At 33.8% G+C, this 15,183-nt stretch carries 12 protein-coding genes and 1 pseudogene; 2 read left to right on the forward strand and 11 right to left on the reverse strand.

All coding sequences use genetic code 11. The annotated features are described in order from the left end of the window. The 7 genes and pseudogenes from BUB43_RS11615 to BUB43_RS06035 form a co-directional block, all read right to left on the reverse strand. Positions 1–152 (reverse strand): annotated as a pseudogene (locus tag BUB43_RS11615) (IS982 family transposase); the annotation flags it as partial. A gap of 83 nt (positions 153–235) precedes the next feature. Then, on the reverse strand, positions 236–4,009 hold the full coding sequence (locus tag BUB43_RS06010; protein WP_073179277.1) for an ATP-binding protein: 3,774 nt from the start codon (positions 4,007–4,009) through the stop codon (positions 236–238). A gap of 33 nt (positions 4,010–4,042) precedes the next feature. Beyond that, complete coding sequence (locus BUB43_RS06015; protein WP_073179279.1) at positions 4,043–4,711, reverse strand: retron system putative HNH endonuclease; 669 nt, start codon at positions 4,709–4,711, stop codon at positions 4,043–4,045. Further along, complete coding sequence (locus BUB43_RS06020) at positions 4,695–6,164, reverse strand: ATP-binding protein (RefSeq protein WP_073179281.1); 1,470 nt, start codon at positions 6,162–6,164, stop codon at positions 4,695–4,697. The genes BUB43_RS06015 and BUB43_RS06020 overlap by 17 nt, the downstream gene beginning before the upstream one ends. A 1-nt stretch (position 6,165) precedes the next feature. Next, positions 6,166–7,515 carry a restriction endonuclease subunit S gene (locus tag BUB43_RS06025; RefSeq protein WP_073179282.1) on the reverse strand — a complete coding sequence of 450 codons (1,350 nt, stop codon included), beginning with the start codon at positions 7,513–7,515 and terminating at the stop codon, positions 6,166–6,168. Beyond that, positions 7,515–9,776 carry an N-6 DNA methylase gene (locus BUB43_RS06030; protein ID WP_073179284.1) on the reverse strand — a complete coding sequence of 754 codons (2,262 nt, stop codon included), beginning with the start codon at positions 9,774–9,776 and terminating at the stop codon, positions 7,515–7,517. Before BUB43_RS06030 ends, BUB43_RS06025 begins: the two co-directional genes overlap by 1 nt. 2 nt (positions 9,777–9,778) lie before the next feature. Then, entirely contained in the window at positions 9,779–9,976 is a 198-nt protein-coding gene (locus BUB43_RS06035; protein WP_073179286.1) for a helix-turn-helix transcriptional regulator, read from the reverse strand. Between the two features lie 298 nt (positions 9,977–10,274). Here BUB43_RS06035 and BUB43_RS06040 point away from each other — a divergent pair, with 298 nt between their 5' ends. After that, a complete protein-coding gene (locus BUB43_RS06040; protein WP_143154049.1) occupies positions 10,275–10,826 on the forward strand; it encodes a hypothetical protein in 552 nt (183 codons plus the stop codon). A 21-nt stretch (positions 10,827–10,847) separates the two neighbouring features. Beyond that, a complete protein-coding gene (locus BUB43_RS11100) occupies positions 10,848–11,138 on the forward strand; it encodes a hypothetical protein (protein WP_143154050.1) in 291 nt (96 codons plus the stop codon). Between the two features lie 115 nt (positions 11,139–11,253). On the opposite strand, the gene mobV is transcribed toward BUB43_RS11100, so the two are convergent. The 4 genes from mobV to BUB43_RS06060 form a co-directional block, all read right to left on the reverse strand. Continuing rightward, entirely contained in the window at positions 11,254–12,492 is a 1,239-nt protein-coding gene (gene mobV, locus BUB43_RS06045; RefSeq protein ID WP_073179290.1) for a MobV family relaxase, read from the reverse strand. A gap of 155 nt (positions 12,493–12,647) precedes the next feature. Further along, the gene (locus BUB43_RS06050; protein WP_073179292.1) at positions 12,648–13,472 is read right to left on the reverse strand and encodes a toprim domain-containing protein; all 825 of its coding nucleotides are present in this window, start codon (positions 13,470–13,472) and stop codon (positions 12,648–12,650) included. 294 nt (positions 13,473–13,766) lie between these two features. After that, positions 13,767–14,804, reverse strand: a complete 1,038-nt coding sequence (locus BUB43_RS06055; RefSeq protein WP_260200474.1) for an AAA family ATPase — start codon at positions 14,802–14,804, stop codon at positions 13,767–13,769. Beyond that, on the reverse strand, positions 14,801–15,103 hold the full coding sequence (locus BUB43_RS06060) for a DUF3853 family protein (RefSeq protein ID WP_073179546.1): 303 nt from the start codon (positions 15,101–15,103) through the stop codon (positions 14,801–14,803). Before BUB43_RS06060 ends, BUB43_RS06055 begins: the two co-directional genes overlap by 4 nt. Between the last annotated feature and the right edge of the window lie 80 nt (positions 15,104–15,183).

Raw genomic sequence — 15,183 nt, forward strand, 5'->3', positions numbered from 1 at the left:
TCAATGGACTTAAATTCAGCCAAAATAATCAAGCCAATCAACTCTATATCAGATAGTTTTGGTTTTATAGGTTTAAAATAAAAATCTTCAGTTTCGGAAATGTCTCTTAAATTATTTAAAATTAAGTTGTAACTTGCCTCAAGGTTGCTCATAATTGTATTTGATTGGTAGTCAATACAATATACTAATTTTTAGTCACTTGAGCAACCTTTTTTATAATGCACTACGGGTTAAATTAGTACGATGCTTGTTCAATAAAGTCCCTTTTCAATTCTTGCTCTATTTCTTCCTGTTTCCAGCGGATACACTGTTCAAAATGCTTTATATGCGCTGCATAGTCTAAAAGGTTTGGTAAAGTTTTAATCGTTGCCACAACCTTTTCTAGAAAATTAATTTTTGACTGAATAATTGGTACACGGCTTCCTGACCAACTTTCCGTTCGGCTAAAGCTTATTTCTTTTAATAATTCCGTGTCCTTATTAACAAGCAATAATTCCCTGAAAAACTCAAAAAACCAATCATTGAACTTATCGTAAACCACATTGAGTAAAGCTATAACAACAAAATTGTCCTTCGCGTGTTTGCGTAGCATTTGTAAGATGAAGAACTTCATTTTTTCAATTAGATTAACGGAGTTTTCATTGACATTAAACAACGCATTCATTTCTTCCTCTCTCACAAAACCATAGGTATTCGAATCCCTTATCAAAAAAATAAGCCCTTCAATTATCTCGAAACAGTTTTCTAAACGCCACAAAGCCTGAAGCTTCATCCGTTCAAAGCCTGAACCATATCCGAGACTTATTTTCCCTCGTTTAATTCCATCATTTATAGCTTTACTATTAATTCTTAAAACCGCTTCAAGTTCTTTTCCCTCAAAATCAAATCCCGGATCCACTTCTACGATTTTCCAATAAACATCTGTGAGTAAGTCTTTTTGGTCACCAAAATAGTTGCTATAATCCTGAAAGATGCGCCATCCGAAGTTCGATCGATTGATAATTTCTTTATCCAGAATTAGTGAAGTTAAATAGGTAATTATGTTATGAGAAACTAGTTCTATCTTTTCCACTTTATATTTTTCAAATTGGTCACTATATTTTAAAAAATCGGACATTTGAGAAATATATATTTTTCCTTTTGCTGTTTTAAAAACATATATTAATCTTTCAAGCATCAACTGATTTATCTCATTTTGAGGAAGGTAAGATAAAACAGCGGAAACCCAAAAATCACTGCCATTAACATTATTAGCGTCAATAATATTTAATATGTCCTTACCCGCGCAAAGGCTCTCACCCAAAGGTATTCTAACGATATTAGAAGTCAAAACAAATTCAATTTTACTCTCAAAAAACAAATGCAAAGCTTTTAAATAATCGGCCATGCTCTTTCTTGCAAGCAAAATAAAAATTTCAGTAATCGAATAATCAATATCCCAAAAAGTTCGGTCTAACTGCTGCTTATTTAGATTACTTGCCGAAATAAAAAATTTAGAAATATTCGACCAGTTATTTTCTTCAACAAATTTTCTAAAATTCTCTTTCCGTTCGACTTCGCACTCATCTAATGATTTTGTTCTGTCAATTTTAAAAGCCCAAGCTGGTCTCAAAAAATTTGAAAGTTTTACCACATCCGAATGCGTAAAAACCTCCCAATCGTCTGGAGGAGTTCCTTTAGCGTCTATTATTCTGTCGCTGAGTTCTACCACAAATTTGCAGTGTGAGTACTGATTTACATTCAGTTGAGAGATTATCTTGTCATAAAAAGGAATTTCATTCAAATACAGTTGTGCATCAAAATTTCCCCGAGGATTTGTAATAACCTGCAAATAACTATTCGTCGTCAATTCACTAAAGTTCACATTTTCTGCAAAATGACTTAGAATTTTCCCGCGGAGCAATTCTAAATTTGCTGTTCTATAGAGTGAGAAAGTGTAGGAAGTAAACGCCATTCCTTTGCTTTCAAAATCGTTAAAATGCCACTTCAAAAAATCGGAACCGATTCCCAGTAATATGAGATTACAGATTTCTTTATACTTCTGCTCTGTTGCTAAATTCTTAAAAACTTCATAAAATCTTAACTGTCTTTCATAATCAAGATAAGGGTCTGTATGCCGATAAATAGTACAGTCTGTTATGAATTTCAACACTTCTGTAAAGCGTGACGGTTGTTTGCTTACAAGATCTAATGCAAGTTGAATCGAAGATTCAAAGTAGTCATTTTGTTGGTTCCAAAAACGAGATAAAAAAACAAGATACTTGCCCGGTTGTTGATAATCGTTTGTGTTATATTGTAAAGAATATCCCACTTCATTCGTTTTCTGTTCCAAAGAATCAATCCAATCCTTTACAAAAGTTAGACAGTCTAATTGACGATAAAGCCAGAAGATATCAAAAAATTGATATCTTTCGTTGACACCGGAAATATTTTGTTCCAGATATGTCAAATGAGGTTCTATCTGATCTTTTATATGGGAAAAACCAAAAGTATTATTTACATCTACCAATGTATTTCTTATTTTATAAAAATAATTTTCAATAAAACTTTCAACCCATTTTCCATAATTTATAGCGGCGCTTTTTCTATCAATAAAACATTTATAAAAAACATAAGTTCCCAATACTTGATCCGAAATTCTTGCAACTTCATCGCTGTATAAATCTACCAGTTCCTTTTGGTGCAATTCTAAAATAGACGACCACAATTCGTTCCAATTGATAGAAAATTTACTTTGAAGCAATTCTTGAAGCTTATGATCTTGACGGTCAAGTACACCGAAAAATGAAATAATCGCCAAAGCTTGAAGATTAATTGGGTTGGTTAGAATTTTTGTCTCAGTTGCTATTTTTTCAAAATATTCTTCGTAAAGCAGTACAGGATTCTGAAGATAATTGTTCTTTGCTCCGGGTTGTACGGAAGCCGTAGCCATTAAAGCAATTCGGGCATTTCCTTTTGCTATAGCGACTATAGCTTTTTTTATATCATAGTAATATTGGAGATTGGGTAGCGAAGCCAAAATAATTTTTTCAATATCCTCGTCTTTAAATACTGGGATATTTAGTTCATTGAATGCATAATTCTTAAGCTCGCCCTCAACAATATTTTTTACATAATCGCGAGAAGTAACCACGATTTTAAGTTCATAGGATTTTTTCTCCGTGGTAGTGTTAAGCAAATAATTGAAATTATTCATTCCTTTATTAGCATCATCGAGCAAAACGATATACTTCTCCCCAGCAGAAAAAGCATTCTTTAAATCTTCCCAAATCGGCGGAGATGATCCTTCAATTACAATCGGATGATAGCCCTCCTTGCCGAATTCTTCAAGAATTTTCACAGCTAGTCTGGATTTTCCGACACCAGCGCCACCTGTTAACAATAACTTATCGACACTACGGAGCAAAGCCATAGTTTGATTAAGCTGATCTTCACGGCCAATAAAAGGATTGGTAAGTGACGGTTGAATTGCTTTCTTTGTCTTTTCTAAATAATCAGCCAAAGGATAAATAGCGCCTATGGTGGAATGAATATTCAAATAGGCAGAAAGCAAGTAAGGATGACTTGCCAGTTTGAAGCTTAATTTCTGAATGCTGTAAATTTCAAACTCTGTTAACTTATTGTGTGATGCGACCTTTTCTTTTAGCAGAAAATCTTCCTCCGGTTTTATGATTTCATTACAGGCTAAAATTATTTTATGAACCTTATTTTTAGGAATTTTGGTTACAGTCTCATTAAAACAATGGTCAATATCAGATAATAATTTATAAATAAAAGACCGAGAATTTCCAACTCTTTCCTTTGTAGTATATTCTACAAATAGATAACCACTTTTGTATTCAAAAAAGGAGTCTGGCGATCCCTTTTTATTTTTTTCTTTTGCCTCTACCGTTCCCGGAGCAGAAATAAAATTGTAGCCCTCCAATTGTAACAAGTGGGTTACTAATATTGGAAATTTGGCATCGTTAATGGATTTGAGGGCTTGTTCTATTTTCGGGATTAGATTCATTTTATCAAGTAATAATTTTTTTAAGATATTTTACTATTTCAAACTATTTAATTTTTTATCCAACAAATAAAGCGCAACACCAAAAAATTCTTTATGTTTATTTTCTGATCGAGAACTCCAAAACTCTATCTCTTTTTTAATAAAGCTTTCTTTTAACCGTTTATTTCCAAGATATTTACATTCATTATGAATTCTATCTTTTACATTTTTATACACTTGGCTTCTTGCCTTTTTTAAAGATTGCATATTAAGATTAAGAATTTCGTCAATCTCTAACACAGTTTCCTTACTTTCCCCTGTAATTGTACCATCTGCTTGATAAGTGATTATAGCACTACATAAGGGTGATGCAGACAAGATATCAATAGTTTGCAAATCTTTATCACCTTTCTTACTGTCGCAAGTTTGCAACTGACCTCCTTTACCTTGATTGCCAGTACAAGCAGCGAATAGATTTTTATAATCCAAACCTAAATCACTATAATTATTTTGACATTTAAAATGTTCAATTTTACAGCCTGGTGAAGTTTCTTTTTCGGGAATCCTTTTCATGCAATAGCAACAAACAAATCCCTGTTCTTTCATTAAACTTTCACGCAATTCCTCTTTTGCATCGGAAGGAATATTGCTATAATTTGAATGTGGTCGTGATCGATGCTCCGCTAGTGATCTTGGTTCCCTGCCTTTATTTATTTTCCTCATTTAAGTCAGACTCTAAATAATCAATTTGAATTTTTGCATTTATCAATTCAGGGTCATCTGTACCGAGTAATTTAACTAATTCGTCATATTTCTTTTTTGAATCATTCAAATTTTCATTTTCAATCAATCCAAATAATTCAGTAAGCATTTTCGTAACCTCGGGTATTCTTTCTTCAACATTCATAAGTTCATATAGAATGGTACTAATATCTTTTCCATAGTAATTTGGTGTATAGTTTAAAACTTTGGCGTTTTCAACAATTTTCACTTCAGAATATTTGTTATCTGAATTACTTAATAATTGAGGTGAATGTGTTGTAATTATAAAATGTGATGTATTATCTTCAGATATATTATTCTTAATGAGTTCTATATATTTCCGTTGCCAAGAAGGATGAAGATAGGTATCAGGTTCGTCAAATAGGAATAAAGTGTTTTCTCTACCCGATAATTCAATCAAACCTTTCGCAATTATTAATTGTTGTTCACCCTCACTTAAATGAATAAATTTAGCGTCATCATTATTTTTAAAAGTAAATGAAAATTCAGGTTGAAAACCATCTATAATTAATGTATTGAGAATTTCAAAAAATCGTTTTTCTTCAACAAAATACTCACGGATTGAGTAGATCATTTCACCACCTAAAATTGTAATGTTTAACGCAGTATCTTCCCATGCTTCCATCACCACATTTCCTGATTTTGAATACTCAACAGGAGCTAAATGTAAAGGTTCCTCCAAACTGTCCAAAAATCTCAATAACAGTTCTACTTCACCTTCTGCACCCCAAAATTCATTAATTTTTTTCCTTGCCCATTTTGGTTTCCGAAGTTTAATTTTTACGCTTACAACATTTTTAATCTTTGCAATTTTGAGAAGAAAACCAGGAACATCACCAAATTCATAGGATAATAATGATAATAAAATAGTTCCGAACAATTTTGGTTCGTAGTATAAAAAAGGACGATCTAAATGCTTATCTTCAGAACGTAGATTAAATGATAGCTCCTTATTGAAAGGCTCACAAACTCGCTCCATAATATGAGATTGACCAGAATAGTAGATAACAATATTGCTGGGTAAAATTCGTTCAAAACTACCGTAAATTTCAGCAATCTCTTCCCTTTTTAATTTCCTTCCATTTACAATATATTCTTGGTTAGAATTTTCTTTTTTGTTAAAAATTTCAACCTTAATATAATCCGTCTTGAAATCAGAAGTCATGGAAGTTTGTTCCAGAATTTCCTCTAACCGCAACTCGTACTCTAACTTAAATTGAAATTTTGTCTTTTCATTTCGAAATGCATCACTGAATATCTGAGCAATACTTTCTAAAATGGTTGATTTGCCTGAACCATTGATCCCAATAACTATGGAAATATACTTTTGAAAATCTATTTCAAAATTCTCGAAGATTTTATATTTCTTAATAAATAATTTGGTAATCTGCATTTTATTGGGTTTTAAATACGGTTTCTTCAAATTCAATTTCCGCGTTTTCTTTTAAAGCACTTGCTTCATTCTTCAACATTTCAATTCTGTTTTTCATGTCAGAAATATGATGCGAAATTTCTTTTTGCTTTTCGAGTGTTGGAACAGGAATTATAAAATCCTCCAAAAATGCCTTAGGAACTCTTTGCTGTCCAGCAGAACCTGTAAAAAACAACGTTGCATACTGTAGAAGCTTTGGCAATCTAAGAATATGATAAATAAATTCTAAATCTACGCTCTTACTGCTATTTCTTAAAACATGATATTCAGTAGAGCCACAACCAAAACCATTTTTTAGATTATTGACGATCGCTGATTTTCCATTCTGCATACATGGTGTGATACGAGCCCAGATCAGATCACCGTCCTGAAATTTTGTATATCCTTTTGAATTCAATACTGTTTTTTCTCGCAACTCAACCACTTTACCATATTCATCAGAAATACACTCCATTGGGATAAAGGAAATAACAGTATCTTTATCTGGAAGTATTGTTGTAGGATTTATATCTACGAGATTTTTTAATCTTTCGTTTTTGTACTTATTTGAATGAAAAAATAAATCTTCGCCTTTATTATTATAATCAAACCCCCATTTTTCAACATTCTTAAAATCTACTAAATGTAAAAGAGAATCATTTTTAATAGAAATTTTATTTTTTTCAATCCCCAATTCCTCAAATAAATATTTTTCTATATCTGCTTCTAAGTTTTGGGCTTTTAGTTGCAATTCTTGGGCATCGTTTATCTTTCTCTCGTAGGCTTCCACAATCTTTTGTTGTTCTGAAAGGGGAGGAAGAGGAATTAGTAATGAGGAAATAAATTCGTAAGTCGCCTCGTTTTTTATACCCTCAGCTCGTAAAAAAGACAAATGATTTTTAAAGTTTTGACTACGAATTGCCATTACTAAATATTTATCATTAACAATATCCCGATTAATATGATAAGGTTGATAGTGTGTAGTACACACTAATTTCCCGATTGTGTTTATTGCTAAAGCTCCTTGATGAAAATTAATTTTTGAAACTAATAAATCTCCCTTTTCCAAAGCATATAAATCCATATTGGTTTCCAATTCATCCCTCAAGTGAATAACACCATCAGCAAAAGAAATTTTTTTTACTACTGGAAAGTCCTTTTTATAATCAATTTTTCTAATTTTATTTTTGATTGGAGATATAACATTTCTTAACTCCACCAAACTAAAAGTTGAATCAAAATTATTGGGGTTTATATAATAACTTACAAACCATTTATCAAATTTTGAATAATCTACAAATTTTAGCCAGGAAAAATTTTGTACTGTTCTCATTAATTATAAAAAATTTCAGGTTCAGAAACTTCACCGCTTTTTTCGGCAATCGGCAATCGATAGATATTGTCTTCTATCACTTCATATTTCACCTCTCTAAACTTGTTTTCCCAAAGGTGGTTTTGTTCACGGTATTTTTTAAACTCCTCCGCCAAAGGTTCCAGTTCATTTTCAATTTTAGCACCCGTTGTGCTTATACCAGCTTTTTCTACTTCTGCTATAGGAATTTCGTAGTTAAAACCTTCCTTAATTTCTGCTTTTATATCTGCTGAAATTTTCTCCACAATTTGTTTTAATTCTGTGCGTAGTTTTTTCTTTTCGTCTGCGGAAACTGCATCTTTTCCTTTCAGGGAAAGTTGGTTATTTATTTCTTCAGTTCTTGTATTGTATTTTGCCTTTACTTTTTTTTCAGCCCTTGTTTTTATGTTTTTATATTCTTTGGCTTCTTCTTCTGTAAATTTTTTGAAGAACAGCAAACTCGGCTTCACCGTTGCACCCGAAGCAATGAATACATCCTGCGGAATGGAAGTAATCAGCACAATTTTCGCCTGACTTTCCACAAAATCCCGGATCTTTTGCAAATTGGTATTGTTCAGTACGCCTTCCGGCAAAACAATTCCCATTCTTCCTCCGGGTTTTAGCAAATTCAAGCAACGCTCAATAAAAAGGACTTCCGTCAAAGTACTCATAGCTCCAGTTTTATAGAGACTGATTAAAGATTTACCGATGTTGTTATTCACCTGTTTCAGCGCTTCATCATAGGCTTTGCCGTAGCGTTCTCTATATTTTAAAATTCTTGCGGTGTCGGTATATTTATCAGCTTCGGTTATTTTTAAAGATTTTTCTACTCTTGCCCCAAAAGGTGGATTGGTAAGGATAATATCAAACCTGTTTTCAAAAATTCCGTTCACATTCAGCAAACCGTCGTTATGATGAACGCCACCGTGACCGTCACCGTGCATAATCATATTCATTTTCGCAGTCCGGCTCATTCTCGGGTTGGCATCCGTCCCGAAAATACAGTCGTAACTCAAAACGCGCAACCTGCTTTTTTCGTTGTTAATATCCAGTTCTGCATTTAGTTTTGTAAACAAATCGTTTACCGTTTCATCAACTTTAGCTTTATCAGATTCCGACATTTTTTCATATTCAGCAGTATAAAATTGAGTTTTAATTTTTTCTTTTTGCTCCTGAATTTCTTCCTCAATTTTCGCACGGACAAATTCAAATGCTTTAATCAAGAAACCACCACTGCCGCAGCATGGGTCGCAAATCACTTCGCCTTCCTGCGGATCCAATACATCCACCATAAAATCTACCACAGTTCTTGGCGTAAAGAATTGACCAAGTTCGCCCCTAAAAGTTCTTCCTAAAAATTGCTCAAAAGCAATCCCTTTTACATCATCAGAAGTAGTGGAAAGGTTATAAATTTCAAGTTCCTTTACGATAGCTTCAAAACTGTTTTCACGAATTCTAATGATCTCACTTTCTTCAAATAAATCATCATCCTTAAAATCCTTTTTGGTTAGTTCAAATAGTTTCTGATAAAAAGGACTGTCCGATTCTGCACGATATAAATCATCGTATTTTTTTGCTTTTTTGAATTCCTCCAAAGAAAAAATCTGCCCTTCTGAATTTGATCTTTCATATCTGATTTTTATAAATAAAATCTTGCTGATCTCATCAAAAGCTGCCTCCGGTGAAAGTTTATCATTATTTCTAATGATGTTATGACATTTGAAAAGCAGTTTTGAAAATTCATCTCTAGTAAAAGCTTTTGTTTGCTTCAACAGGGCATTGATTTTCTTATCATCCTTGATTTCATCTGCAGTAGGAATATTGACAATCTCCTCTAATGATTTTGGAATATGTCCTTTTACAACTTTAAAAATTCGAGTTTCTTTTTGATTGGTGGTTACAAAAAAGTCGGCTCCAGCCCAGGAAGCATAATTATATCCCTGGAAATAATCTTCCTCGTGAATTGTGATATGTTCTGCCTTGCATTCAACAACAATTACTGGGCTTTTACGCTCAAGTTTATCTTTTTCATTCTTGAAAATGGCAATATCAGCCATTGCTCTTCCTTGGCCTCTTTGGGAATTATTCACCTTAATTTCCTGCTCCATCTGATTGAGCTCATACCCATATGATTTTACGAGTCGAGCGATATATTCCTGCCGAACTTTTTCTTCGGGTTTCAGAACTAACCATTTATCTTTTAAAGGGGCAAATATTTTATTATCCTTAATTTGTATTTCCATAGTTATTTTGTCGAGTTCAACAAATCTTTTATATCTATATCAAGAAGTTTCGCAATTTCAAGTAAAGTTTCCGTGGACGGTTGAATTTCGTTTGTTACCCAACGCGAAACTGTAACCTCACTTTTGCCAAGTTGCTCAGCCAGCCATTTATTTGTTTTTGACTTTTCTGCAAGAATAACTTTTAATCTATTGATTTTCATTATTTGTTATTTGATTAACATTTAGCGATAAATATACACACTATTTCTAAAATTTCATACTTTTGCTATACTAAAATAAAAACGCAAAGCGTAGTCTATCGTTGGGTAACTGAAAACCGCGAATTTTCAAAAAAAACATCCATCTTCGATAGACTTACGCCTGTGCCATATAGGCGTGGGCTGTAAGTCAAATCCTGGATGTTTGGTTCTTCGCGGTACCACAGTTACAGATTGGCTTCAGTTCCACGCTTTGTTATTTAATAAATGCATTTTGGAACGGATGCAAAAAAATAACACTATGAAAAGATTTAGTCTATTAGTCGTGATTGCCATTTCCACAGTCACATTCGCTCAGAAAATTGACTGCTCAAAAATCAAAGATGAGCTAACAAATGTTAAAACTGAAATTGCAGAACTTACCAAGCAAAACCTCTACTACAAAGAAACACTCGATTTGCTTAAACCACTTGCATCAAATTCCGCCAATAATCTTGATATTAGCATTATCAGCGCTGTCGGAAATAAGGAGGGCAAAACGATCACAATTTCCTATCTTTATCAAAATACTGCGACAGAAGCTAGGAAGTACTTTCAGGCATCACAATCATATTTTGTCGATGCACGTGGAAATCAATCCGAAACCTATGAGGTATATGCATCTGCCAATAGATTGCGAGTTGAGCAAATACAACCCAACATCCCAATGAAAGGATTTATCAAATTCAAGGTTGAAGAAGTTGATTTTCCAATCATCAAACATCTTAATTTAAAGTTTAGCTATGTTGGGAATCAAATAGGAAAACCCGAGGAAAATGTTATTTTTCAAAATATTCCTGTTACTTGGAAATAATTAATATAAAAACTTCAAATTATGAAAAGACAAAATCCGACCGGAAAAACTTACTTGATTGGATCTTCGAATCCATCCATTCTCACACCTCCTACCGAATATTACAACGGTCAAAAAATAGAATTTCGCACTTTTGTTTTAGATGAAAATTCAAACAGCACCTCTTATCAAGATTGGTTAAAAATGGATATGGAACATTCAAAAAACGCATGGTACATCCCTGATACCGAATCGGAAACTAGAATTAAACGCAGACGAATCAATAGAAAACAAGTACGAAATTTTTTAGATTTTCGATATTTGCAGAAATAAAAAAACTAGTTTTCATTAAAAAAATCCGCATTTTTAGTGCGGTTTTTTTTAGTCAGAAAAATTGTTTCAGTAAATGGCGGTTCTTTATTTATTGTTCTTCACGGGCTTTCAAAGGTTATCTTCTTATTTTTTTATGATTATGCTCTTCATTTCTTGAATTACTAATCCTCAAACTATCCTTATATTTCTCTTCCAGCCATTTTTGACTTTGAGTACCTTCAATTTTTAAAATCTTGTTTTTTTCCGTAGTGTCATATTCAATACTCAATTTAAGACTTTCAACCTTGAAACTTTTAAAGTATCGTGAAGAATAGATTTCACCGCTTATATGGATTTCTTGCTTTTCTAACAACTTTTTAATCAGTTCCGGCGGCAACCTCATTTTTTCACATTCGGTAACAATAGGAAGAGAATCTTTGACTTCAGGGTGATATTTCAATACTTTGTCAAAAACCTTATTCTGCTTTTCTAATGTATTTTCAAGTTTTGAAACTGAATCCTGCATCTTTCCTTTTTCTCTGTCATTATCAATCCTAAGAATGTTTATTTCTTTTTTCATTTGTTCATTTTCCTTTTCCAATTTCTTAGTTTTAGAACCCGTTATAGCATTCGCAAAATTTTCAATTATTCTTTTTGAAGAAATATTCTTCTCAATGGCTTTCAATTCAGATTGCTTTTGATTCTTTTCCTTTTCCAACTGTTGATTTTGGAGATGAAGGTCTCGGTAATATTCAGATGTGGAAATATGTTTGGCTTCCGAACCCTCTATCCCTCTTCTTAATCCATATTTTGCCATTGCTGCAGCATAGGTATTCTGATAGTGCTTCAGCTTATTTCTTGCCATTACATCATCGGCACAAAGCCTGTTGGCATTTGAATTTTTCTTTTTATATGTATGAGGATTATTGTCTTTTTTTGCTTTTCTTCTTTCTCCTGTGACTATTGGAATTATAGTAGCGTGAATATGAGGTGTTTTTTCATCCATATGCAATACCGCGGAAACCAAATTCTCTTCTCCGAAAGTTTCTTTAATCCAATCGAGATTATCTTTACACCAATTGTCTAATTGTTTGTTTTTCTCGATGGCTTTCATCGTTTCATGAGTTCCGGACAACATTATGCGAATGGCTCTCACCTGATTGATTCCTATCTTTCTTTTGAGATTGGCATTGTCCAACCTGTATTGTATTGCCGAAGTCCTGTTTTTGATTCCTTCAGGATAGGCAATCATTTCTTTATTGAGATGAGTTAGTGAAGCATCTGCGTTTTTCGGATGGATGGTTCTTTCTATATGGGCTGACATTCCGGAATCATTACCTTTGGCTTTTTCTAAATGTAGAACGGTATATGACATTGCTTTTTAATTTAATTTTTAAACAATTCGGGGGTTTCCAAAGGGGGAGTATCCCCCTTGGCTTATTGGGGCTTTTTTAGTGAAGTGCAACGGAGCGTTAAGAAAAAGCCCTAATAAGCTATGGCTTTTCTTTTCAAAAGCCTTCCGTGCAGCCCTCACCTTTTTCTCCTGTAGGTATTGGCTTGTTCAGGAATTCTACTCTCATCAACATCATTAGCCAAATTATTGTTAAGGATATTTTTGCTTTTGAGATAATCGTTCAGGTCTTTGTGGTCGGAATAGGTTACTGAAAAATCTTTTGCTTCCGGAAATTCTTTCAATAATTTCGAAGTAGCTTTTTGTCCGGCAGCATCATTGTCAAGTATCAGGCTTGGTGTAAGTTTATTTTCCCTTATCCATTCTATGGCTTTATTCAAATTCGAAAGGGAATTCAGAATGATACAATCTACTTTAAACTGTTTTTCATTCTTCAAAGTGAGATGAGACAGAAAATCAAACATCCCTTCGTAGACCATGCATATTGTATTTTCCTGATTGCAGCCACTTCCGTCAACCACAGAAATATTCTGCGAAGTGCAGCCTTTGAAAAATTCGGAACGAAGATGATAGCTCCCATTATTATCGAGCCATCCCAATGCCTTATATTTCCTGTCATCTACAGAATAATGAATCTCCTGTAGATATTTCCGAGCAGTATCAATATTGATGTTGCGCTCCTTTAAATAGTGCAACAATTTTGAATCGTGAAGAGATTGTATCTTTTCAATTTTAATGCTGGATTCTCTTGTGTTATTTTGATTTCCTATTTTCTCTCTCATGTTATTGAAAACAAAATCGGTGTTCAGATTTAAGCCTTTCAGGAAAGTAAGTGCCTCAGAAACATTTATTGCTTTTTGCATGGCAATAATAAGGTCTATGATGGTTCCACCTTGGGCAGAGCCATGGTCGTACCATAGATTCAGTTTGTCATCAACTTTCATCGATGCCGTTTTTTCCGTTCTAAATGGAGAATAGTAAAAATAGTTGTATCGAATAGTTCTTTGCGGTTCATGCCCTAAAGCATTAAGAAAATCAATGATTCTGATATTTTTTGCTGTTTTTGTATTCATGTATTTTGGATTTATTGGGTATTTTTTTCTTTCACCAGCAATCTTGCTATTGAAAAGAAAAAATCAGTATTGGATTATTGGGATTCGATGACTGGTTTAGTCTGGTTTACTACTATATAGTAGTAAACCAGACTAAACCAAATAGCCCATTGAATGATTTTGGAATTAATAGTAGAAGCTGGGGTTGAATTTGTAAAATCTCCCCTCCTTAAAAATCATCGTTTTGTTTTGACAAAAGACCTTCAGTTTTTTAGCCTTATTGGTTCCGAAATCATATCCGAAATGAGCATAGGATTCTATCAATTTTGAGATAAGCTCTCCATAGGAAAGTGATTTTTGGTCTTTGAAAGCGAGTGATAGTGCTTCCCGATGGTTTTGCTCTGAAATTTCGTGATAATCAAATCCCTTGGCTTGACCTGTCTGTATATGATAGTCATCCACAGGCTCAGGTAAACCATCGTCATCAATCCTGAAGGCAAAAGGTTCAAACTCAACATCACGAATACTCATCGGTTTTACAATAGAGATATTCGGGTCTTTTTCATCTCTTACCACTTGTAGTATAGTTTCGGCTTTATTCAGTAGTTCAGTTCCCAAATGTCCCCGTGCATTATCATCCGTTTTATTCACATGCAAAACAGTGTGAATATGCAACTGATAGACTTCTGTCCAGATCATCAGTTTAGAAATAATCTCGGTAGATTCATTCGGGGAATTGATATCGAATACCAAATCTCTGATTCCGTCAATAATGACCAACCCCAATGAAGTGGTGCTTTTAATTGCTTCTTCGATAATCTGTATACGGATAGAAGGATTGAATCTTCTCAGACAGACGAATTCAAGATTCTCGGGTTGAATCTCCTTGCTCATTCCCGATAGTTCAATTATCCTTGACAAGACTTTCTGACTGTGATACGGACTTTGTTCGGTATCGAAGTAAATGATTTTCCTCTTATCATCCGGCATAGCCGCATTATAATTGAGCATTAATCGACAGACCAGAGCAGCTGCGGTCATCGCTGTAACACTAAAGGTCTTTCTGCTTTTGGCTTTTCCAACGGTAGCGGAAAAATTACCCAATGTTCCCACAACAGATTCATCAATACGGATGACCACAGGCGGATATTCAAATTTGTCGGTAATCAAAAGCCTTGACGAATGCCATAGACTCTTAATGTCTTTGTTGTTATCCATCATCATTTTCTTCCTCCGATTTTACGTCCTGCCAATTCTAATGCAAGGTCTGCATCCACGATGATTTTACGACCTATCTGCGTGATGGCTTTATCTATTTTTCCACTCTGCTTGATGCGGTTGGCTGTAGGAATGCTGCACCCGAAAAGGCGTGCGATTCCGGAAATTCCGTAAACGTGTTTTTTTATGGAATTATTGAGAGGAACTGGTGCATCTTCTTTATGCCCATCGGTCTTCTGAAGATAGAGAAATTCTTCGCCTGTCATCTGCCAAAGCGGTTTCTGCTTAAGTTCGTTTAAGTTCATATTTTTTACAATGTTATGGTTAAACAAGCCTTGTACTTCGGCGTTATTGTTCGAACACATTGCAAATCTAGGATGGGAAA

Origin of the sequence: Cruoricaptor ignavus, from assembly GCF_900141665.1 — a bacterium.
Taxonomy (GTDB): Bacteria; Bacteroidota; Bacteroidia; order Flavobacteriales; family Weeksellaceae; genus Cruoricaptor; species Cruoricaptor ignavus.

What these genes read in the sequence shown, in the direction of transcription:
- BUB43_RS06010 (WP_073179277.1), bottom strand. Translation starts at nt 4,009, where the DNA reads ATGAATCTAATCCCGAAAATAGAACAAGCCCTCAAATCCATTAACGAT.
- BUB43_RS06015 (WP_073179279.1), bottom strand. Translation starts at nt 4,711, where the DNA reads ATGAGGAAAATAAATAAAGGCAGGGAACCAAGATCACTAGCGGAGCAT.
- BUB43_RS06020 (WP_073179281.1), bottom strand. Translation starts at nt 6,164, where the DNA reads ATGCAGATTACCAAATTATTTATTAAGAAATATAAAATCTTCGAGAAT.
- BUB43_RS06025 (WP_073179282.1), bottom strand. Translation starts at nt 7,515, where the DNA reads ATGAGAACAGTACAAAATTTTTCCTGGCTAAAATTTGTAGATTATTCA.
- BUB43_RS06030 (WP_073179284.1), bottom strand. Translation starts at nt 9,776, where the DNA reads ATGGAAATACAAATTAAGGATAATAAAATATTTGCCCCTTTAAAAGAT.
- BUB43_RS06035 (WP_073179286.1), bottom strand. Translation starts at nt 9,976, where the DNA reads ATGAAAATCAATAGATTAAAAGTTATTCTTGCAGAAAAGTCAAAAACA.
- BUB43_RS06040 (WP_143154049.1), top strand. Translation starts at nt 10,275, where the DNA reads ATGAAAAGATTTAGTCTATTAGTCGTGATTGCCATTTCCACAGTCACA.
- BUB43_RS11100 (WP_143154050.1), top strand. Translation starts at nt 10,848, where the DNA reads ATGAAAAGACAAAATCCGACCGGAAAAACTTACTTGATTGGATCTTCG.
- mobV (WP_073179290.1), bottom strand. Translation starts at nt 12,492, where the DNA reads ATGTCATATACCGTTCTACATTTAGAAAAAGCCAAAGGTAATGATTCC.
- BUB43_RS06050 (WP_073179292.1), bottom strand. Translation starts at nt 13,472, where the DNA reads ATGAAAGTTGATGACAAACTGAATCTATGGTACGACCATGGCTCTGCC.
- BUB43_RS06055 (WP_260200474.1), bottom strand. Translation starts at nt 14,804, where the DNA reads ATGATGATGGATAACAACAAAGACATTAAGAGTCTATGGCATTCGTCA.
- BUB43_RS06060 (WP_073179546.1), bottom strand. Translation starts at nt 15,103, where the DNA reads ATGAACTTAAACGAACTTAAGCAGAAACCGCTTTGGCAGATGACAGGC.